The organism is Nocardia sp. CWNU-33 (assembly GCF_046764895.1).
Classification (GTDB): Bacteria; Actinomycetota; Actinomycetes; order Mycobacteriales; family Mycobacteriaceae; genus Nocardia.
On the sequence record NZ_JBKOQN010000011.1, the window covers coordinates 153,685 to 172,984 of the forward strand.

The window sequence follows — 19,300 nt, forward strand, 5'->3', positions numbered from 1 at the left end:
GGGCCGAAGATGCGGCGAAGTGCTCGATCTACTGCCGCGAGCGGTGCCGCCCCAAGCGGCGCGAGCGGCGGGCGAAGTAGCGGCCGTCGACTCGGTCGAGGGCGATGGACTGGCTGAAGGCCGCACTCAGATTGTCGGCGGTCAACACCTCCGGTAGCAGGCCCTGCGCGACCACTGCACCCTCGTTGAGCAGCAAGCCGTGGGTGAAGCCGGGCGGAATCTCCTCGACGTGGTGGGTGACCAGCACGATGGCGGGTGCGTCCGGGTCCGCGGCCAAGTCGCCGAGGCGTTCCACCAGTTCCTCGCGACCACCGAGATCGAGTCCGGCAGCGGGCTCGTCCAGTAGCAGCAGCTCCGGGTCGGTCATCAACGCGCGGGCGATGAGGACCCGCTTACGTTCACCTTCGGAAAGGGTGCCGTAGGTGCGATCGGAAAGGTGTTCGGCGCCGAGGCTTTCCAGCATGTCGATGGCGCGGTCGGTGTCCAGGTCGTCGTAGCGCTCTCGCCAACGACCCAGCACGGCGTAGCCCGCGGACACCACGAGGTCGCTGACCTTTTCGTCGCGCGGAATGCGGCTGGCCACCGCGGCGGAGGACAGGCCGATCCGCGGGCGTAGTTCGCTGACGTTGGTCTTACCGATCACTTCACCGAGTAAGTGGGCAATCCCCGAGGTCGGATGTACTTCGGCGGCGGCCATCCGCAGTAGGGAGGTCTTGCCGGCGCCGTTGGGGCCGAGTACGACCCAGCGTTCGTCTAGCTCGACCTGCCAGGTGACCGGACCGACGAGAGTGTGACCCGAGCGTCGGATGGTCACGTCGGTGAAATCAATGAGCAGATCGGGATCCGGTTGCGGCACGGGCTCCATCTTGGACCAAATGTGCTGCGCTCGTACGACCGACCCATGCCGTATTCGCCGACCTGGCGATCTTGCGACGACGCACGGTCGAGAGTTCGTCCACCGGCCGGGCGGCAGCCTTCGACGGATCGAACGGAGTGGACTTCGTCGAGCGGAACAGCCGCGCGAAGATCAGTGCTAGCGGAATCGAGCAGACTACCCAGACGGCGAGAATCACCAACAGCGTTGTCATCATGCGGTCCTCCGGCGAGTTACGTGCGGGCGGTCCTGTTCCGTCTCAATACCCAGATATGCGTGATGCGAACCCCATTGTGCCGAAAAACGGGATCGGTAGTGCCCCGAAATCGGTTTCGCCCCGCATCAAAGCAAGCAGCGAGCAAACCAGGTCCCGGCGCTCGCCTGGGCACCGGGCCATCCCACTGTCGTCCCGGCTGCGGACGACGTCAATACTTTCGGATGGCTGTACCGTCCAGGCCCCGGGACAGTTCATTTCGATCCCGGTACCGCGATAATCGTCATAGAACCCGGCGCGACCTCGGTGAATCCGGCATCGCGTACCGCGACCGCGGTGCCGAGTCGCACCTGGTCGATTAGCGCCACCCACCGATCCTTGTCGGCTTCCCTTACCGCGCACCGGAATCCGCATTGCGACCATCGATAGGCCTGCGCCTCGGGCAACGCGCCCGCTAGCAGCATGCTGGCATGCCCGACCTGCGCGGCGGCCTTACCCAGAGTCATGCCGAGCTCCGAATTCACCCACAGCGTCGGTAGTCCGGGATCGGCGGGACCAGGATCGTCGTGTTCGAGATCGGTGCCGCCGATCTGCAGGCGCTTGATCCGTGGATCCACCGCACCCACCGGTCCCGGCACCAGCGCTCGCGCCTGAGCGCCGTCGACATCGACAGTTACCCCGGGCACCTCGTCTGCGGCCAGCCACTGCGCGCCGCGGGCACGGCGGGCCACCTTGCGGATCCGCGATCGCTTCCACCCGAGGTAGGGCTGCTCCCATTCGCCACCGGGACCGACCCGCTCGTCCAGGCACAGTGCCACGCTCGCGGCGGCGGCCGCCTCGAGTAGCGCGCTGCGGCGCGGCGGATCGGACTTCGGAATGTGCAACACCATCTGCATCGCCTGCACCATGGCCGGATCGTCCGGATCGCTCGCGCCACCATAACCCTGTGCGAGCTCCGCATGCCGGAAATGGAATCCTGCTGCACCGGTGTCTGTTTCGCTGCCGTCCCGGATATCGGCACCACATTCCGGCAAACCCGTCATCACTCCACCTTGATCGTCAACGAGAACTTCTGCGCCGGGTCGATGCCCTGCTCCCACGGTCGCGTGTAGTCGAGCGTCAGCTGCGCCACCCCCGCGCTGTTTCCGACGAAGGTCCACACCGCGGTGCCGCCGGACCCCGGTGCCACCGGAACATTCGGATCGGGGCGGTAGTCGGGCTCGCCGTCCTGTCGTAGCACTTGCTGCTCGAGCTCCCCCAGCCCCCACGTGTAGCCGGTGGACGGATTCGCGGGCAGCGATACGACGAGTTGCTGGCCGATCCGCAGCGTCCGCTCCTGGCCGTTGCTCGAATCGGTCACCGCGAGTGCGTCATGCGCCGTGTGCGAGGTCGACCGAGTCGAGGACGTGCCCTTCGTCTCCGAGTCGGAGTCGTTCCTGCCACACGCGACAAGTGCCGAGCCGAGAACGAGCACCAGCAGGAACTTTCGCACCGCAGCCTCCGATCGACGAATGATCAACTTCTGCGAGCCTACCGATATGAACTACTTGCCCACGGCCACTGATACCCGCACGCGTACAGGCACGGGCGAGAGCTGGACATAATCCAGCGAGTCGTCGGAGCTCGGTCGAGGCACCGACGACAGCGCTCACCTACCGTCGAGGGGCACCCGGCGCACACCGCCGTCGCGAGCATCGGCAGCTTCCACCTCGTCGCGGGTGACGCCGAGGATGAACAGCACCGCGTCCAGGTAGGGATGCGAGAGCGCCGCGTCGGCAACCTCACGCAGCGCGGGCTTGGCGTTGAAGGCGACGCCGAGGCCCGCCGCATTGAGCATGTCGATGTCGTTGGCGCCATCGCCGACCGCCACCGTCTGCTCCATCGGCACTCCGGCCTCCGCGGCGAACTTGCGCAGTGCCGTCGCCTTGAACGCCCGATCGACGATCTCGCCGACGACCCGGCCGGTCAGCTTGCCGTCCTTGATCTCCAAGGTGTTGGCCTGCACGAAGTCCAATTCCAGCTCGTGGGCGAGTGGTTCGATCACCTGGCGGAAGCCACCCGACACCACGCCGCAGCGGAAACCGATCCTGCGCAGCGTCCTGATGGTGGTGCGCGCGCCCGGCGTCAGCTCGATCCGGTCGGCGACCTCATCGATCACCGAGGCATCCAGCCCCTCCAACGTCGCCACCCGCTGCCGCAGCGATTCGCCGAAGTCGATCTCACCGCGCATGGCGGCCTCGGTGACCTTGCGGACTTCTTCCTCGACCCCCGCGTGCGCGGCGAGCATCTCGATGACCTCGCCCTGGATGAGGGTCGAGTCGACGTCGAACACGATGAGCCGCTTGGCGCGACGCGCAAGGCCCGCGCGCTCCACCGCGACGTCGACCTGTTCGGCGACGGCGACCTCGGCCAGCGCGGTGCGCAGCCGTGCGTCGGCGTCGGCATCGGTGTCGGTCGCGGTGACGAGCAGCTCCATGCCGGTCACCGGGTAGTCGGCAATGCCACGGATGGTGTCGATATTGGCGCCGAGCATCGCGAGCTGGCGCGACACCGAGCTGAACGCGCGCGCGGTGACCGGGCTACCAAGGATCACCACCGCGTGCGTGGACATCGGCTGTCTGCCGATCTCGGCGTCGACCTCCACATCGACATGCATGCCGACGGTGTTCATCGCCTCTTCGAGCTCGTCCTGCAATGCCTCGGGGTCATTCGGGCAGGTGACCAGTACCCCGAGCGTCAGGCGGCCACGGATCACCACCTGCTCCACGTCCAGCAGGCTGACCTGGTGCCGCGACATCGCCGCGAGCAGCACGGAGGTCACACCGGGCCGGTCCGGCCCGGTGACGGTGACGAGAACTGTGGTGTCGGCCAACTGATGTGCTCCAAGTTCGAGTGTTTGCCGTCGCTGTGCTCGACCTCGTTGTCGCTGCGCCGACCGCATTGTCGCTTGCCGTATGCATCGCCGCCGAAGCGGGATGCGCTCCACAAACGAGTGTGCACCCGCTGGTCACCAGCAGGTGCACACTCGAGAATGCTACTTCGTTGCTGCTATGCCAATGCAGCGGCTAGTTCTTGGCGAGGGCGCCTTCGTGCACCTCGGTGGCATGCTTGCCCGAGCCCCAGCCCACGTGGGCTTCGGCGCGCATCCGCTCGACCATGTGTGGGTAGTGCAATTCGAACGCGGGACGCTCCGACCGGATACGCGGCAGCTCGTAGAAGTTGTGCCGCGGCGGCGGGCAGGTCGTCGCCCACTCCAGCGAATTGCCATAGCCCCACGGATCGTCCACCGTGACCACTTCGCCGTAGCGGAAGCTCTTGAAGACGTTCCAGACGAACGGGAGCATCGAAGCGCCGAGGATGAACGCACCGATGGTCGAGATCGTGTTCAGTGTGGTGAAGCCGTCGCTGGGCAGGTAGTCGGCATAGCGACGTGGCATGCCCTCGGCGCCCAGCCAGTGCTGCACCAGGAACGTGGTGTGGAACCCGACGAAGGTGGTCCAGAAATGCCACTTGCCGAGACGCTCGTCCATCATGCGACCGGTGATCTTGGGGAACCAGAAGTAGATGCCCGCGAAGGTCGCGAAAACGATGGTGCCGAAGAGCACGTAGTGGAAGTGCGCGACCACGAAGTACGAGTCGGTGACGTGGAAGTCCAGCGGCGGGCTGGCCAGAATGACACCCGAGAGACCACCGAAGAGGAAGGTCACCAGGAAGCCGATCGACCACAGCATCGGTGACTCGAAGGTCAGCTGACCGCGCCACATGGTGCCGATCCAGTTGAAGAACTTCACCCCGGTCGGAACCGCGATCAGGAAGGTCATGAACGAGAAGTACGGCAGCAGCACGGCGCCGGTTGCGTACATGTGGTGGGCCCACACCGCAATCGACAGCGCGGCGATGCCCAGCGTCGCGTAGACCAGCGTGGTGTAGCCGAAGATCGGCTTACGTGAGAACACCGGGAAGATTTCCGACACGATGCCGAAGAACGGCAGCGCGATGATGTACACCTCGGGATGGCCGAAGAACCAGAACAGGTGCTGGTAGAGCAGGATGCCGCCGGTGGCGGGGTCGTAGATGTGCCCGCCGAGATGCCGGTCGTAGGCGAGGCCGAACAGCGCTGCGGTCAGCAGGGGGAAGGCGAGCAGGACGAGCACGCTGGTGACGGCGATGTTCCAGGTGAAGATCGGCATCCGGAACATGGTCATACCGGGGGCACGCAGGCAGACGACGGTGGTCAGCATGTTGACGCCACCGAGGATGGTACCGAGGCCCGACACCGCGAGGCCGAGGATCCACAGGTCAGCGCCGACACCTGGCGAATGCAGAATGTCGGTCAGCGGGGTGTAGGCGGTCCAGCCGAAGTCCGCGGCACCACCCGGGGTGATGAAGCCCGCGGTCGCCATGCTGCCGCCGAACAGGTACAGCCAGTAGCTGAACGCGTTCAGCCGCGGGAAGGCGACGTCGGGTGCACCGATCTGCAGCGGCAGCACGATGTTGGCGAAGCCGAACACGATCGCGGTCGCATAGAACAGCAGCATGATGGTGCCGTGCATGGTGAACAGCTGGTTGAACTGCTCCGGCGAGAGGAACTGCAGGCCGGGACGTGCCAGCTCGGCGCGCATCATCAGCGCCATCAGACCGCCGACAAGGAAGAAGCTCATCGCCGTCACCAAGTACATGGTGCCGAGGACCTTGGGGTCAGTGGTGGTGACCATCTTGTAGAGGAACGAACCCTTCGGCCCGGTCCGAGCCGGATACGGCCGAGTCGCTTCCAACTGAGGGACTGGCTTTGGCTCTACGGCAGTCACTGATCCTCCTGAAAGGTGCCTTTAGGTCGCTCCGCAGGCTCCGCTTCATGCGCCGATCTCGGTGCCGAGACAGACGACGGTTCGCTTGCGCTCATGGAATCGTAAACGGTGCTGCCGCAGCCGTCCGCACGGGTCCTACTCTCTGTCGTATTTCGTTGATCCGCCCACCCGCTGCCCTGCGCCGGAATCTCGCTCTACCCGCACTGCCGCACCGATGAATTCCGGATGCGGCGCACGCCTGCATCAGTGACAGATGTTCCTACCCGCTGGCCAGGAGATCACTCATGACAGACAACACGACCACCAAGCCCGGCGACCCGACCTGGGTCGACCTGGACTCGCCTATGGACGCATGGTCGGGGTCGCCGAAGCGACCGGCGCTCGATTCAGCATCGGCGGCGAAACGGCCTGAGCGCGAGACACTCGGCCCTCGGCCGCAGGAATCCGTGCCGCGGTTTCCTGCGGCCGCGTCGCGTGGTGGCCTTCGCACCGCACCGACGCCGACGCATGTACCCTCACCCGCATGCCGGTGAGCGCCCTTGTTCGCACCCGAAACCACATGGACTCGACCCGATACGGCACGCTCGGTCGCCGAAGTGCGGCCGTCGCCGCGCTGTGCACAGCCGTCCTCGTGGCAGGTTGTAGCAGCCAAACCGACGATGCCGCCTCGATCGTGCGCACCACGACGAACATTGCGGGCGCGGGTGTGGTGGGGCTGGAGCGCGACACCACCATGGCCTGTCCACTGCCGAGCGCGCCGGATACGGCGAGCGGTACCCGCACCGTCACCCATGCCGCGGGCATCTCCGAGGTGCCCGCGGACCCGCAACGCATAGTGGTGCTCACCACCTCGGCCCTGGACGCGACCTGCGCACTCGGTCTGTGGGAGCGCGTCGTCGGTGCGACCACGGATGACGGACCGACCCCGCACCCGGCCTATCTCGGCTACGGCGTCAACAAGATTCCCAGCGTCGGCACCGCCGCGCAGCCAGATCTCGCCAAGATCGCCGAGCTGCGCCCCGACGTGATCATCGGCGACCTGCCCTCGGGCACAGCCGGTTTCGACGCATTGCAGGCCATCGCACCCACCGTCCTGGCCGGCACCACCAGCGGCTGGCAGGCCGAATTCACCGGACTCGCAGCGGGTCTCGGCCGTAGCAACGCCGCGAACATTGCGTTGGAGAACTACCGCACCGAGGCCGTCGACACCGGTAAAGCGGTCATCGCCAACCAGACTCAGGCCTCGGTCGTCCGGTTCACCGCCGACCAGGACCAGGTCCAAGGCGCCAACAGCTTCGCGGGCGGAGTCCTCGCCGACGCGGGTGTGCAGCGCCCGACCGTGCAGCGCGGCCCCTCCTTCGACATCGGCGCCGCCGATCTCGACAAGGTCGAAGGCGATCTCATCTACGTGATCTTCGCGGGCGAGGCAGGCAAGAAGCACGGGGAAACCGTGTTGCGCAGCGACGCGTGGAAAGAACTCGGCGCCGCCACCGACCACCGTGTCTTCGCTGTCGAGGACTCCGTCTGGTACGGCAGGGGCCTGAGCGCCGCCCGCGCGCTGCTCACCGACATCCGCGGCACGCTCAACGGATTCGTCACCGACTGACCCCGGCTCGTCTCGCACTCACAGGGGACTCCCAGCGGGAACCCAGACACCACCGAGCCCTCCGCCATAACGTCGCGAAAGACAAGAGTTTGCGACGACGGAAGGATACGCAGTGAGCGCACACCACGCGCGCCGCGGCGACGGCAGCCAAGTGCACGAACACGATCTCGGGCTCGCGCACGACATGACGGTGATGCTGTCGCGGCGCAATGCACTGACCTTCCTCGGTGTCGCGGGAGCGGCGACGGTCGCGGCGGGCTGTGCGGCGGCAACCACCGGGACGACAGCGACAAGCGGTGCGTCCACCACCACTGCGGCGGCCGCGACAGCCGCCGCGATTCCGCAGGAGACTGCCGGCCCGTATCCTGGCGACGGATCCAACGGGCCCAATGTGCTCATCGACTCCGGCGTTGTGCGCCGCGACATCACCGGCAGTTTCGGGTCGTATTCCGGTGTCGCCCATGGTGTTCCGATGAAGATCGAGTTGATGCTGCAGGATCTGGCCAACAGCGGCGCGGCCGGCTCCGGCATGGCCGTGTATCTGTGGCACTGTGACCGGGACGGCAAGTACTCGTTGTACAGCGACGGCGTCACCACGCAGAACTATCTGCGCGGTGTCCAGGTGGCGGACGCTACCGGCAAGGTTACCTTCGAATCCGTCTTCCCCGGTTGCTATTCCGGCCGGTGGACCCATATCCATTTCGAAGTCTACGACTCGCTCGCGGTGGCCGTCGCGGGTGATAACGCCCGCCTCACCTCGCAGATCGCCCTCCCCCAGGACGCCTGCGCTGCGGTGTACGCCTACGACTCCGGCTACGCGAAGAGCATTCCCAACCTTGCCAACACCTCACTGGCCTCGGACAACGTCTCGGTGACGGCTGGGATGCCGAACTGGCCAGTGTGTCAGGCGCGCCCGCGTCGGGGATTTCGGTCGCGCTCACCGTCGGTGTCGCCGAGAAGTCGGCGAACATTCGGTCCGATGACGGCCCCGGTAGGCCACCCGGCGAACCTGGTGGCCCACCGCCACGGGCTAGGTGAGCAGACGACTCGGCCCCCGGGTCCCGTACTCGACGGCATCCAGGGGCCGAGGCGCGAAACTCGACGGCGTCTGCGCTAGTCGGCGCCGAGCTGGCGGGCCAGCGCCCAGATCACCAGGATGTCGATGGCGATGATCACCAATGCCCAGAACGGGTAGATAGGGGCGAACAGGAAGTTGTCCAGAATGCTGACCGACGCCATCCCGATGCCTGCGAGGTAACCCCAGATCTTACCGGTGACGACGCCGACGCCCGCCACGATGATCAGCGCCGCGATCACCAGGTGGACCCATCCCCATGTGGAGACGTCGACCAGGAAAACTTGGTCTTCGGTCACCACGAAGATGCCGCGCCCAGCGATGGCAGCGATCGCTGTCAGCAGGTGCAGCAGGCCGGTGATCAGGATCAGGGTGCCAGCGAAAATCGTCATGTCATTGCGCACCGGACGTATCGGGGTCGAGGCGGGACTGGTCATAACACACACTCCTTCCGAAACGCGTGGCAATCGCCTATCCGCCACAACGTATCCGGTGCGCGGCCGAAATCGGCGCAGGCCATGAGGCGAGTTCGGCGCGAGCGACCCAGCTGTGCGGCTACTTGCCGACGCTGACCACCGATTCGGCCACCGTTTCTGTTCGCGGACGTGCCAGGGCGCTCGGCCACCAGATGCGGTCGCCGATATCCAGGGTCAGCGCGGTCACCAGGATCGAGCGGACGATCACCGTGTCGAGCAGAACACCGACGGCGATGACGATGCCCATCTCGGCGAACGTCACCACCGGCATGGTCGCGAAGACCGCGAACGTGCCGGCCAGCACGAGCCCGGCCGAGGTGATCACCCCGCCGGTCGCCGACAAACCGATCAGCGCACCGTGGCGCGTGCCGTGCTTCTTCGCCTCTTCGTGGACCCGCGACATCAGAAATATGTTGTAGTCGATGCCGAGGGCCACCAGGAACACGAACGCGAGCAGTGGCAGCCCGGCATCGGTGCCCACGAACCCGACCAGGTCGAAGATCCAGCGGCTCAACCCGAGTGCCGCGAAGTACGACAGCACCACAGTCGCGGTCAGCACGATCGGTGCCAGGACCGCGCGCAGCAGCACCATCAAGATCACCATCACGATGGCGAGCACCACCGGCACGATGACCCGATTATCATGGGCCACTGCACGTTTGATATCCAGCACCACTGCGGTGCCACCGCCGATCTTGGCCTGGTCGTCCACCGTGTGCACGGCGGCGCGCACGCGGTCGACCGTCGCGTCGGCGGCCTTGCTGTCCGGCGGGTCGGACAGCGTGCCTTCCAGATAGACCAGATCGTCCTTGACCATCGGCGGCGTCGGCGCGGCGATGCCCGGTGTAGCGCGCACCGCGGCGGCGACGGCGTCGGCCCGCGCGGATTGCGCGATGACAATGACCGGCTGACCGGTGCCCGCGTCGAAATGGCGTTCCAAGACTTCGGTTCCGGTGACCGCATTGGACGAGCCGACGAACGAATCCTTGTTCGCGATGCCGTTGGACTGCAGGCCGACGACACCGAATGCGAGCCCGACGAGCGCCAGCGCGGTGACAATCCAGACCGGACGCGGTCGATCCGCGATGAACAGCCCGATACGCGCCCAGAGACCGGATTCGGTGTGGTCGGCGGTGCCGAAATCGGGGTGACGCGGCCAGAAGATCCACCGGCCGACGATGACCAGCAGTGCGGGCAGCAGCGTCAGCATCGCCGCGAGCGCGACCGCGACACCGATCGCGCAGACCGGACCGATGCCCTTGGTGGAGTTCATTTCCGCGACCAGCAGCGCCAGCATCGCGATGATCACGGTGGAACCGCTGGCGAGCACGGCGGGCCCGGCCCGATGCAGAGCGACGGCCATCGCCGCGTGTTTATCCGTGTGCCTGCGCAGTTCCTCGCGATAGCGCGCGACCAGCAATAGGGCGTAGTCGGTGCCCGCGCCGAATACCAGGACGGTGAGGATGCCCTGGCTCTGCGCATTGACGGTCAAGCCGAGTTGCGTCGCGCCGTACACGGCGCTCTGCGCGATCGTCAGCGCGAACCCCGCGGCGATCAGCGGCAGCGCCCACAGCATCGGCCCGTAGGTCAGCAGCAGAATGACGATGACGACCGCCGCGGCGGAGTACAGCAGCAGGCCGTCGATGCCCTTGAACGCGGCACCGAATTCCGCCGCGTATCCGGCGGGCCCGGTGACGTAGAAGGACAATCCCGCCGGCCGATCACCCGCGCCGTCCTTGATCTCGGTGACCACGTCGGTCAGCCGGGGCCAGCCTTCGGTGCCCATGTCGATCGGCAGCAGGATCTCTACGGCCTGGCCGTCTCCGGAGGGGATCGGGCCGAGCACATTATCGACGACGACGTGTTCGAGTTGCTTGAATCGTGCCGCGTCCGCGCCGACCGCGACCCGGTCCGCATCGGTGATACCGCTGGTCCGCTCATAGACCAGCACGACTGGCACATGCTCGCTGTTGCCGAATTTTTCTGCCAGCTTGAATGCCTGTGTCGATTCGGCGCTGTCGGGCAGCCAGGTGACGCTGTCGTTCTTCTGCGCGCCGGTGAGATTTCCCGCGAAGGAGCCCAGCGCGATCAGTGCGATGATCCAGACCCCGAGGACCACCCACTTGCCGCGGCGACCGCTCGGTATTCGCGCAAGCTTCCCGACCAGGTCGGTCATATCGGGATCGGTCGGTGCAGACGGTGTCGGTGCGGACATCGGGCCCCCTCGGTCACCACACGTTGGCACCGATGCTACTGCCGGGGTATTCCGGAGTCCATGGCGCCGGGCGTGATCGGCGATCGGCGAATGCGGCACCGGCATTCGCCGATCGAAGGACAGCTAACCGCACGACCGGGGCGCAGACCATGCCATCCGTCACGACTCGGCACCGGAACACTGTGGTAGGCAAACCACCGGCGATCGATCGGAACGCGCCGGGTCCGATGCGCTCGAATCACAAGTCATGACGGACAATGGGTCGCGCATGCGGTGGTCATGGGCGTATCTGCGCCACAGTGACATGCATCGCTGCGACACAAGGTGTTGTGCTGCATGGACTTGTCACCCACTAGGAGTAGTGTTCAGTGGGTAGCAGTTCCGTGACGGCAGCGTGCTCGGGAAGGGTGTGGAGGCAGGATGAAACTGATCGATCGGGTGTCGTCTATCGCGATGGAGGGACGGAGCCATGTCGCCTGAAACGCGTGTAACTAAGGTGATCGATCGGGTGTCGGCGATCAACTGGAATCGGGTGCCCGACGAGAAGGATGCCGAGGTCTGGGATCGACTGACCGGCAACTTCTGGCTGCCCGAAAAGGTGCCTGTGTCCAACGACATTCCGTCGTGGAACACCCTCACCGCCGATGAGAAGCAATTGACCATGCGCGTGTTCACCGGTCTCACACTGCTGGACACCATTCAGGGCACCGTCGGCGCGGTGAGCCTGATTCCGGACGCACTGACCCCGCACGAGGAGGCGGTGTACACCAATATCGCATTCATGGAGTCGGTGCACGCCAAGAGCTACAGCTCCATCTTCTCCACGCTGTGCTCCACGCGTGAGATCGACGACGCGTTCCGCTGGTCGGAGGAGAACCGAAACCTGCAGCGCAAGGCCGAGATCGTGCTGGAGTACTACAACGGCGACGATCCGCTCAAGCGCAAGGTGGCCTCCACTCTGCTGGAGAGCTTCCTGTTCTACTCCGGCTTCTACCTGCCGATGTACTGGTCCTCGCGGGCCAAGCTCACCAACACCGCCGACCTGATCCGGCTCATCATCCGCGATGAGGCCGTGCACGGCTACTACATCGGCTACAAGTACCAGAAGGGCCTCGAGCTCGTCGGCCAGGCCGAGCGCGACGAGCTGAAGAATTACACGTTCGAGCTGCTCTTCGAGCTGTACGACAACGAGGTCGAGTACACCCAGGACCTCTACGACGAGGTGGGGCTCACCGAGGACGTCAAGAAGTTCCTGCGCTACAACGCCAACAAGGCCCTGATGAACCTGGGCTACGAAGGTCTGTTCCCCAAGGACGAGACGGACGTGAATCCTGCTATCCTGTCGGCACTTTCGCCCAATGCCGACGAGAACCACGACTTCTTCTCCGGCTCCGGTTCCAGCTACGTCATCGGCAAGGCGGTCAACACCGAAGACGCCGACTGGGAGTTCTGACCGCCACCCTGCCGCTGCGATTCCAGCAGCGGCAGGGCACCGGCACACTCGATCCCTGAATTACGTGCCGCCGTTGGGCTTCTGCAGAATTCGCAGAATTTGAGCAACGTCGGTCTTCAACCCACCCACATCAACCTTGATAGTGCTGACATCTGCCTCTACCGATATCAGCCTGCGATCCATCGCGTCTTGACGCAACGCCATCGCCTCCAAACCGGAAGCCATCGCGTCTTGACGCAACGCCATCGCCTCCAAACCGGAAGCCATCACGTCTTGACGCGACGCCATCACTTCCAAACCCGACGCCATCTCATCCTGACGCGACGCCATCACTTCCAAACCCGACGCCATCTCATCCTGACGCGACGCCATCGCCTCCAAACCCGACGCCATCACATCCTGACGCGACGCCATCGCCTCCAAACCCGACGCCATCACATCCTGACGCGACGCCATCTCATCCTGACGCGACGCCATCTCATCCTGACGCGACGCCATCTCATCCTGACGAGATGCGATACTGCCGATGTCGACGCCCATCGAAATAAGCCGTGAGGCAACCGAGCGTCCATCCAGATCACCGATATCGGTGTGGATGTCGGCGATGCCGGTGTGGATCGCGGCTAGCTGCTCGTGAATTTGCGTCACCGTCACAGTATCCCGGGTGATCTGGTGATCACGCCATAGTTCTAGTTCGTACACACGCTGTTCAAGTGGTTTCCCGCTGCTACTCATGGGCCGAGCCCTCCCCTTCTTCGCTACGGCATCGAAAACGTGTTCGACACTAGCCGACAACACTGGCATATGCCAGTGTTTTGCCGTTACGAACCAGAACAGCTGCCGCCGGGTGCACCATGACGAGACCCCCAGGGCCCCTTCACAATTCGGTCAGATGCCCAGAACGATTTTGGCCGTCGTGAAGTAGATGATCAGGCCGGTGGCATCGACCAGAGTGGTCACCATGGGGGCGGAGACCACGGCCGGGTCGATGCGCAGGCGCTTGGCCAGCAGCGGCATGGTGCCGCCGATGGTGGCGGCCCAGCCGCAGATCAGGATCAGGGTGATGCCGACGACGAGCGCGACCTTCGCGCCGACGAACAATGCCCCGATGATCACGCCGGCGCCGGCGAGCATGCCGCCGAGCACCAGGCCGACCCGGCATTCCCGCCAGATCACCTTGAGCAAGTCCGAACCGCGTACCTCACCGACGGCGAGCGCGCGCACACACGAGGTGGCCGCTTGCGCGCCGGCATTCCCGCCCGCACCGATGAGCAGCGGAATGAACAGCGCCAGGTGCGCGGCCTGCTCCAGAGTTCCGGAGAAGAAGTCGGTGACGCTGACGGTCAACGTCGCCGCGAGCAGCAACAGCAGCAGCCATAGCGCGCGGTAGCGAGCGAGCTGGAATACCCCCGCCGCCATGTAGTGGCCTTCCCACGGCGCGGATCCGGCCTGCTTGGCCACGTCCTCGCTGTCGGCGGCCTCGATGACCTCGACCGCGTCGTCGATGGTGAGCAGGCCGACGAGCCGGTCCTCGCTGTCGACGACCGGCAGGTTGATGTCGTTGGTCTCGCGCATCAGCCGCGCCGCCTTCTCGGCGGAGTCGGTGGCCCGCACGAAGGCGGGTTCGGTGACGACGAGTTCGGAGACCATCGTGTCCGGCCGGCTCAGCACCAGCTCGCGCAGCTCCACGATGCCGGTGAGGCGGCGGCCGGAGTCCACCACCGGCAGCGTGTACACCGTCTCGGCGTTGATGCCCTTGACCCGCACCGTCTGCAGCGCATCGGCGACGCTCAGATTGCGCGGCAGCGCAACAACTTCCGGCGTCATGTACAGCCCGACCGAGCCCTCGGGGTAGCCCAGCAGCGCCGCGGTCATCCGGCGCTCGCGCTGGCTCAGCCCCGCGAGCACCTTCTTGGCGACCTTTGCCGGCGCCTCACGCAACATCCTGGCCCGGTCGTCTGGGTCCATGCCCTCGACGAGCTCGCGGAAGGTCTGGTCGCGCAGGCCCTGCAGGATCTGCTGCTGGTCCACCGGTTCGAGTTCCTCGAACACCGCGAGCGCCAGATCCTTGTCCAGCAGTCGGAAGGCCATGCCTGCCTGGACGGCGTCCATACGGGCGAGCTGGTCGGCGATGACGTGCGGTGGGTGGTTGTCGAGCCATTCGAGCGCGGCGTCGACGCGGTGGGTGTCGACGGCATCCTGCAACGAAACGTCGGGCAACGCGACGTCGGGCAGCGTCGAGCGTGCATCGATGAGTTCGGTCTGCGACATGGGGAAGTCCTCAGCAGAGCGGGAGGTGAATGAGACGCGTGTGATTCACACCGCGGGCGCCGGTCCCTGCTGTCGCGTACGAGCTATGAGTGCGAGAGGGCGGCGCCGCGCGGCCTTCGACTCGGAGGTTCGCTGCGCATGGCAACCCCACCTCCTTCTAGTCGTTGCCGCGGATCTCTGCGTCCACGCCATCTACCGAAAACACCGAAAGGACACGATTACGTCCTTGTGCAGGATACATGCCGGGGTAGAACAACTCACCACGAGTGATCGCCGCCACCGCAGCCGCCATTAGACGCACCCGGCGTCGAACTATTGCTCGACCACAGCCGGCCGAGGACAGTGTGTGCCAGGTCCGCACCCGCCGCCGGACCGGCAGCCGGACCGCGAGGAATCACCATGGGCACCACCTATCAGCCGCGTTCGGGGTCTCAGGCCGTCGAGCGGGCCATCCATCTGCTGAACTGCTTCGAAGGTGACGATCCCGAGCTCTCGATCAGCGAATTGGCGCATCTGGCCGGTGTTCCGGTCAGCACCGCGCACCGCCTCGCCCAGGCTCTGGTGCGCGGCAGGCTGCTGGAGCAGGACCCGGCCACCGACCGCTACCGGGTCGGGCAAGGTCTTGCGACGCTGGCGCGGCCGGCGCTGACTCGGCTCGGCATCGATTCGGCCGCACCACATATGTACGCCCTCGCCGCCGGGATCAAGATCACCGCGAGTCTCAGCGTCGCCGATTCGAGCGACGCCGTCACCGTCTTCCACGCGCGTCCGCCGGTGCTCTTCTGTTCCCATCAGCTGCCGCGCCTGCGGCAACCGCTGCGATCCAGCGCGGCCGGGCGCGCCCTACTCGCCTACACGCCTGCGGACCAACGTCTCACCGAAGACTTGAATCTGGTGCGGCGCAAGGGTTTCGCGCTCGAGGAGCTCGAGAGCGATGATCCGGTGCGCTCGATCGCGGTGCCGGTGTTCGGGGCCGACAAGCAGGTCTGGGGCGCGCTGAGCGTGCAGGCGCGCTCGGCGCGACTCAACGACGAACTGGTCCGCGAAATCCTGCCCGCCATGCGTCAGATCGCCGTGCGCATCGGCGGGGTCGTGCAGAACGGCGCCGGCTCGACGAGCTGAGCAGCGGACACCCGAGCAGCGGGAGTACCACTGTGCCGGAAATAAACTCACGCCGATTTTCACAATGTGGAATGGCCGTTGTTTCCCCGTCCGCAGGGCCACACCATTGAAAGTCACAGCCACCGCCCGACCCGCACCAGAACTCGAGAAAGTCTCGACGTGTTGATACCCACAGCGCTGATCCGCCGCCGCGCGATCGACCTCATGCGGGTTCCGCACGGGATCTGTCGCCCCTGACGCAGCGACGAGCCCGGCGGAACATGTTCCGCACCGGTCCGGTTCGCGCTTTCGGAGATTCCGACACATCCTCGAGTCGCAATATCAGCGACTCCACTGTCGCTGCCGCATGCCTATTTCGTTCCGCGCAGCGCATTTTCATCGAAGGAAAACACCATGCCGTCCTCCGCACCTCCGCGCCGCCGAACCCGAGCGTTCGCCGCCGCCCTCACCCTGCTCACCGGTATTTCCGTTCTCACTGGGTGCAGCAAGTCCGAACCGGGCACAACTGCAGACGGCAAGGCCGTCATCCGCTATCAGGGCACCACCGGTCAGGTCACCGCGTACGAGCTGGCGGAGGACCTCGGCTACTTCAGCAAGATCGCACTGCACTGGGAGGGCGACACCACCAGCGGGCCCGCCAATATTCAGGCGGCGGCGACCAACCAGGTCGAGGTGGGCAGCGCGTTCAACGGCGCCGTCGTGAAGCTGATCTCCGGTGGCGCCAAGGTCACCTCGGTGCTCAGTTCCTATGGCGCGGACGAGAAGTCGTTCACTGGATATTTTGTCCGCGACGATTCTGGTATCACATCGGCACGCGACCTCATCGGCAAGAAGGTCGGCGTCAATACCCTCGGCGCGCACCACGAGTTCATCACGCGGGAGTGGCTGCATCAGCAGGGCCTCACCGACAGCGAGGTCAAGCAGGTCCAACTGGTTGTGCTGCCGCCCGCCAACACCGAGGACGCGCTGCGCAAGGGCCAGGTAGAGGTCGGCACCCTGGGTGCCGTTTTCCGGGACACCGCCGTCGAACGCGGCGGCATCCACCCGCTCTACACCGACAAGGCGCTTTTCGGACAGTTCGACTACGGCACCTACGTTTTCCGAAACGACTACATCGCGAAAAACACCGAGGCGGTGGCGGACTTCGTCCAGGGGACCGCGCGGGCAACCCGCTGGCTGCAGGTCACTCCGCGCGACGAGGTGGTCGCGCGATTCAGGACAATCATCGAAAAGCGTGGCCGCAACGAGAACACCGACCTGCTGAAGTATTGGAAGAGCTCGGGAATTCCCGTTGCCGGTGGCGTGATCGCCGAAAAGGAACTGCAGATCTGGATCGACTGGCTGGTGCGCAATGGCGAGCTCAAAGAAGGACAGCTGAAGGTCACCGATCTGTTCACCAATAAGTACAACCCCTACTCCAATGGCGCCTTCCCCGCGGAGAGCGGACCGACCGGTGAAGCGGTGGCAGCGAAATGACAACAACCACAGTGAAACTCTCGCTCACTCACGTCAACAAGCAATTTCCGATCCGTGGTTCACACGAGAAATTCACCGCCATCGAGGACATCTCGCTGGACCTGCGGGAGGGCGAGTTCCTCGTCCTGGTCGGGCCGAGCGGCTCCGGCAAATCGACGCTGCTGGATCTGCTCGGTGGATTGAGCAAGCCCACCTCCGGTGAAATCCTGTTGGACGGCAAACCGATCGACGGCCCAGGACTCGACCGGGGCATCGTATTCCAGCAATACGCACTGTTTCCCTGGCGCACGGCGCGCGCGAATATCGAATTCGGCCTCGAGGCAAAGGGTTTGCGGCGCAGCGCCCGGCGCGAACGCGCCGAGGAGTATCTGGAGTTGGTCGGACTCGGCGGGTTCGGTGACCGCTTCCCGCACGAACTGTCCGGTGGCATGAAGCAACGCGTCGCCATCGCCCGCAGTCTCGCCTTCGATCCGGAGGTACTGCTGATGGACGAGCCATTTGCCGCGCTCGACGCACAGACCCGGGAGTCGTTGCAGGACGAGCTTTTACGTATCTGGCAAGCAACCGGCAAGACCATCCTGTTCATCACCCACGGCATCGATGAGGCGGTGTACCTCGGCCAGCGGGTCGCGGTGCTGACCGCGCGACCGGGCCGCATCAAAGCGGTGCTCGATGTCGACATCGACAGGAATGCCGCAGCAGACATCCGGTCGACCGAGGTCTTCCGCGGGTATCGGCACCAGATCTGGTCGCTGCTGCAGAGCGAGATCGCGCCCGAGCACACCCCCGTCGTATCCGACACCGAGAGGCTGACCCATGTCTAGCGCAGTGGAACTCATCGCTCCCCCGGCTCGACTCCAGATGGCCGTGCCACCCCAACTCGCCCCGGCCGACGCGGCCGCGGCCGGGCCCTCGATCGGCTGGCGGGCGCTCGCCGCAACGTGCAAGCTCGGCTGGCGCGTGCTGAAGCCGACTACCGCGTTTGCCGCATTTCTGCTGATATGGCAGTTCGCACCGGCTTGGGGGCTGGTAGACGAAATATTCCTGCCACCGTTCACCACGGTCGCGCAGGCATTCATCGACCTGGTGCAGAGCGGCGAGATGTGGACACACGTGTCGACCAGCCTCGGTCGCTCGCTGACGGGCTACTCGATCGCGCTGACCTTCGCGGTGCCGCTCGGGGTCGCGATCGCCTGGTACAAGCCGGTTTCCGACTTCCTGAACCCGATACTGGAGCTGTTCCGCAACACCGCCGCGCTGGCATTGCTTCCGGTGTTCGTGCTGATCCTCGGTATCGGGGAAACCTCGAAGGTAGCGCTCGTCGTATATGCGAGCTCCTTCCCGATCCTGCTCAACACCATCACCGGTGTGCGCACCGTGGACCCGCTGCTCATCAAATCCGCAGTATCGCTGGGGCTGTCGCCGCTGCGGCTGTTCCAGAAGGTGATCCTGCCCGCCGCGCTCCCCTCCGTCTTCACCGGCCTGCGGATGGCCGCGGCAGGCTCGATCCTTGTGCTGCTCGCCGCCGAAATGGTCGGCGCCAGAGCCGGACTCGGCTATTTGATCACCGCGGCGCAGCAGAACTTCCAGATCCCCGACATGTACGCGGGAATCCTCGCCATTTCCTTGCTAGGCCTCGTCTTCAACGGTGTCCTCGTCGCCCTCGAACGCCATTTCTCGCGCTGGCGTATCGAATCGAACGCCTGACCC

Annotated in this window: 15 protein-coding genes and 1 pseudogene; 7 read left to right on the forward strand and 9 right to left on the reverse strand. The window is 65.2% G+C overall.

Going from position 1 to position 19,300, the window contains the following annotated elements; genetic code table 11:
- Nucleotides 1–28 precede the first annotated feature (28 nt).
- From ACLMAL_RS17605 to ctaD, 5 genes are all read right to left on the reverse strand, one after another.
- Nucleotides 29–865 (reverse strand): ABC transporter ATP-binding protein, encoded by an 837-nt coding sequence (locus ACLMAL_RS17605; protein ID WP_406231879.1) that lies wholly within the window; start codon nucleotides 863–865, stop codon nucleotides 29–31.
- Between the two features lie 477 nt (nucleotides 866–1,342).
- On the reverse strand, nucleotides 1,343–2,131 hold the full coding sequence (locus ACLMAL_RS17610) for a peptidyl-tRNA hydrolase (protein ID WP_412000044.1): 789 nt from the start codon (nucleotides 2,129–2,131) through the stop codon (nucleotides 1,343–1,345).
- The gene (locus ACLMAL_RS17615) at nucleotides 2,131–2,580 is read right to left on the reverse strand and encodes a protease inhibitor I42 family protein (protein ID WP_412000045.1); all 450 of its coding nucleotides are present in this window, start codon (nucleotides 2,578–2,580) and stop codon (nucleotides 2,131–2,133) included. Before ACLMAL_RS17615 ends, ACLMAL_RS17610 begins: the two co-directional genes overlap by 1 nt.
- A 156-nt stretch (nucleotides 2,581–2,736) precedes the next feature.
- Nucleotides 2,737–3,960 (reverse strand): phosphoserine phosphatase SerB, encoded by a 1,224-nt coding sequence (gene serB, locus ACLMAL_RS17620; RefSeq protein ID WP_412000046.1) that lies wholly within the window; start codon nucleotides 3,958–3,960, stop codon nucleotides 2,737–2,739.
- Between the two features lie 193 nt (nucleotides 3,961–4,153).
- The gene (ctaD, locus tag ACLMAL_RS17625) at nucleotides 4,154–5,896 is read right to left on the reverse strand and encodes a cytochrome c oxidase subunit I (protein WP_406231887.1); all 1,743 of its coding nucleotides are present in this window, start codon (nucleotides 5,894–5,896) and stop codon (nucleotides 4,154–4,156) included.
- Between the two features lie 523 nt (nucleotides 5,897–6,419).
- On the opposite strand from ctaD, the gene ACLMAL_RS17630 reads away from it, so the two are divergent.
- Together ACLMAL_RS17630 and ACLMAL_RS17635 are read left to right on the forward strand one after the other, a co-directional pair.
- Entirely contained in the window at nucleotides 6,420–7,502 is a 1,083-nt protein-coding gene (locus ACLMAL_RS17630; protein WP_412000047.1) for an ABC transporter substrate-binding protein, read from the forward strand.
- Nucleotides 7,503–7,614: 112 nt separating this feature from the next.
- Nucleotides 7,615–8,540, forward strand: a pseudogene (locus tag ACLMAL_RS17635) (dioxygenase).
- Nucleotides 8,541–8,615: 75 nt separating this feature from the next.
- Here ACLMAL_RS17635 and ACLMAL_RS17640 read toward each other — a convergent pair.
- Both ACLMAL_RS17640 and ACLMAL_RS17645 read right to left on the reverse strand, forming a co-directional pair.
- Nucleotides 8,616–9,014, reverse strand: coding sequence for a hypothetical protein (locus tag ACLMAL_RS17640; RefSeq protein WP_412000048.1), 399 nt, complete (start codon nucleotides 9,012–9,014; stop codon nucleotides 8,616–8,618).
- Between the two features lie 118 nt (nucleotides 9,015–9,132).
- The gene (locus tag ACLMAL_RS17645; protein WP_412000049.1) at nucleotides 9,133–11,268 is read right to left on the reverse strand and encodes an MMPL family transporter; all 2,136 of its coding nucleotides are present in this window, start codon (nucleotides 11,266–11,268) and stop codon (nucleotides 9,133–9,135) included.
- A gap of 469 nt (nucleotides 11,269–11,737) precedes the next feature.
- On the opposite strand from ACLMAL_RS17645, the gene nrdF reads away from it, so the two are divergent.
- Complete coding sequence (gene nrdF / locus ACLMAL_RS17650; protein ID WP_412000050.1) at nucleotides 11,738–12,721, forward strand: class 1b ribonucleoside-diphosphate reductase subunit beta; 984 nt, start codon at nucleotides 11,738–11,740, stop codon at nucleotides 12,719–12,721.
- 60 nt (nucleotides 12,722–12,781) lie between these two features.
- On the opposite strand, the gene ACLMAL_RS17655 is transcribed toward nrdF, so the two are convergent.
- Complete coding sequence (locus ACLMAL_RS17655) at nucleotides 12,782–13,456, reverse strand: hypothetical protein (protein ID WP_412000051.1); 675 nt, start codon at nucleotides 13,454–13,456, stop codon at nucleotides 12,782–12,784.
- Nucleotides 13,457–13,609: 153 nt separating this feature from the next.
- Nucleotides 13,610–14,992 (reverse strand): magnesium transporter, encoded by a 1,383-nt coding sequence (mgtE, locus tag ACLMAL_RS17660; protein ID WP_412000052.1) that lies wholly within the window; start codon nucleotides 14,990–14,992, stop codon nucleotides 13,610–13,612.
- A 399-nt stretch (nucleotides 14,993–15,391) separates the two neighbouring features.
- On the opposite strand from mgtE, the gene ACLMAL_RS17665 reads away from it, so the two are divergent.
- From ACLMAL_RS17665 to ACLMAL_RS17680, 4 genes are all read left to right on the forward strand, one after another.
- Complete coding sequence (locus ACLMAL_RS17665; protein ID WP_412000053.1) at nucleotides 15,392–16,114, forward strand: IclR family transcriptional regulator; 723 nt, start codon at nucleotides 15,392–15,394, stop codon at nucleotides 16,112–16,114.
- 393 nt (nucleotides 16,115–16,507) lie between these two features.
- The gene (locus ACLMAL_RS17670; RefSeq protein ID WP_412000054.1) at nucleotides 16,508–17,590 is read left to right on the forward strand and encodes an ABC transporter substrate-binding protein; all 1,083 of its coding nucleotides are present in this window, start codon (nucleotides 16,508–16,510) and stop codon (nucleotides 17,588–17,590) included.
- The gene (locus ACLMAL_RS17675) at nucleotides 17,587–18,414 is read left to right on the forward strand and encodes an ABC transporter ATP-binding protein (protein ID WP_412000055.1); all 828 of its coding nucleotides are present in this window, start codon (nucleotides 17,587–17,589) and stop codon (nucleotides 18,412–18,414) included. Before ACLMAL_RS17670 ends, ACLMAL_RS17675 begins: the two co-directional genes overlap by 4 nt.
- Complete coding sequence (locus ACLMAL_RS17680; protein ID WP_412000056.1) at nucleotides 18,407–19,297, forward strand: ABC transporter permease; 891 nt, start codon at nucleotides 18,407–18,409, stop codon at nucleotides 19,295–19,297. Before ACLMAL_RS17675 ends, ACLMAL_RS17680 begins: the two co-directional genes overlap by 8 nt.
- The last annotated feature ends 3 nt before the right edge of the window (nucleotides 19,298–19,300 follow it).

Excerpts from the sequence above, each read along its gene's own strand:
- ACLMAL_RS17670 (WP_412000054.1), top strand. The coding sequence starts at position 16,508 with ATGCCGTCCTCCGCACCTCCGCGCCGCCGAACCCGAGCGTTCGCCGCC.
- ACLMAL_RS17640 (WP_412000048.1), bottom strand. The coding sequence starts at position 9,014 with ATGACCAGTCCCGCCTCGACCCCGATACGTCCGGTGCGCAATGACATG.
- ACLMAL_RS17680 (WP_412000056.1), top strand. The coding sequence starts at position 18,407 with ATGTCTAGCGCAGTGGAACTCATCGCTCCCCCGGCTCGACTCCAGATG.
- ACLMAL_RS17605 (WP_406231879.1), bottom strand. The coding sequence starts at position 865 with ATGGAGCCCGTGCCGCAACCGGATCCCGATCTGCTCATTGATTTCACC.
- ACLMAL_RS17655 (WP_412000051.1), bottom strand. The coding sequence starts at position 13,456 with ATGAGTAGCAGCGGGAAACCACTTGAACAGCGTGTGTACGAACTAGAA.
- mgtE (WP_412000052.1), bottom strand. The coding sequence starts at position 14,992 with ATGTCGCAGACCGAACTCATCGATGCACGCTCGACGCTGCCCGACGTC.
- nrdF (WP_412000050.1), top strand. The coding sequence starts at position 11,738 with ATGTCGCCTGAAACGCGTGTAACTAAGGTGATCGATCGGGTGTCGGCG.
- ACLMAL_RS17630 (WP_412000047.1), top strand. The coding sequence starts at position 6,420 with ATGCCGGTGAGCGCCCTTGTTCGCACCCGAAACCACATGGACTCGACC.
- ACLMAL_RS17645 (WP_412000049.1), bottom strand. The coding sequence starts at position 11,268 with ATGTCCGCACCGACACCGTCTGCACCGACCGATCCCGATATGACCGAC.
- ACLMAL_RS17675 (WP_412000055.1), top strand. The coding sequence starts at position 17,587 with ATGACAACAACCACAGTGAAACTCTCGCTCACTCACGTCAACAAGCAA.
- ACLMAL_RS17610 (WP_412000044.1), bottom strand. The coding sequence starts at position 2,131 with ATGACGGGTTTGCCGGAATGTGGTGCCGATATCCGGGACGGCAGCGAA.
- ACLMAL_RS17665 (WP_412000053.1), top strand. The coding sequence starts at position 15,392 with ATGGGCACCACCTATCAGCCGCGTTCGGGGTCTCAGGCCGTCGAGCGG.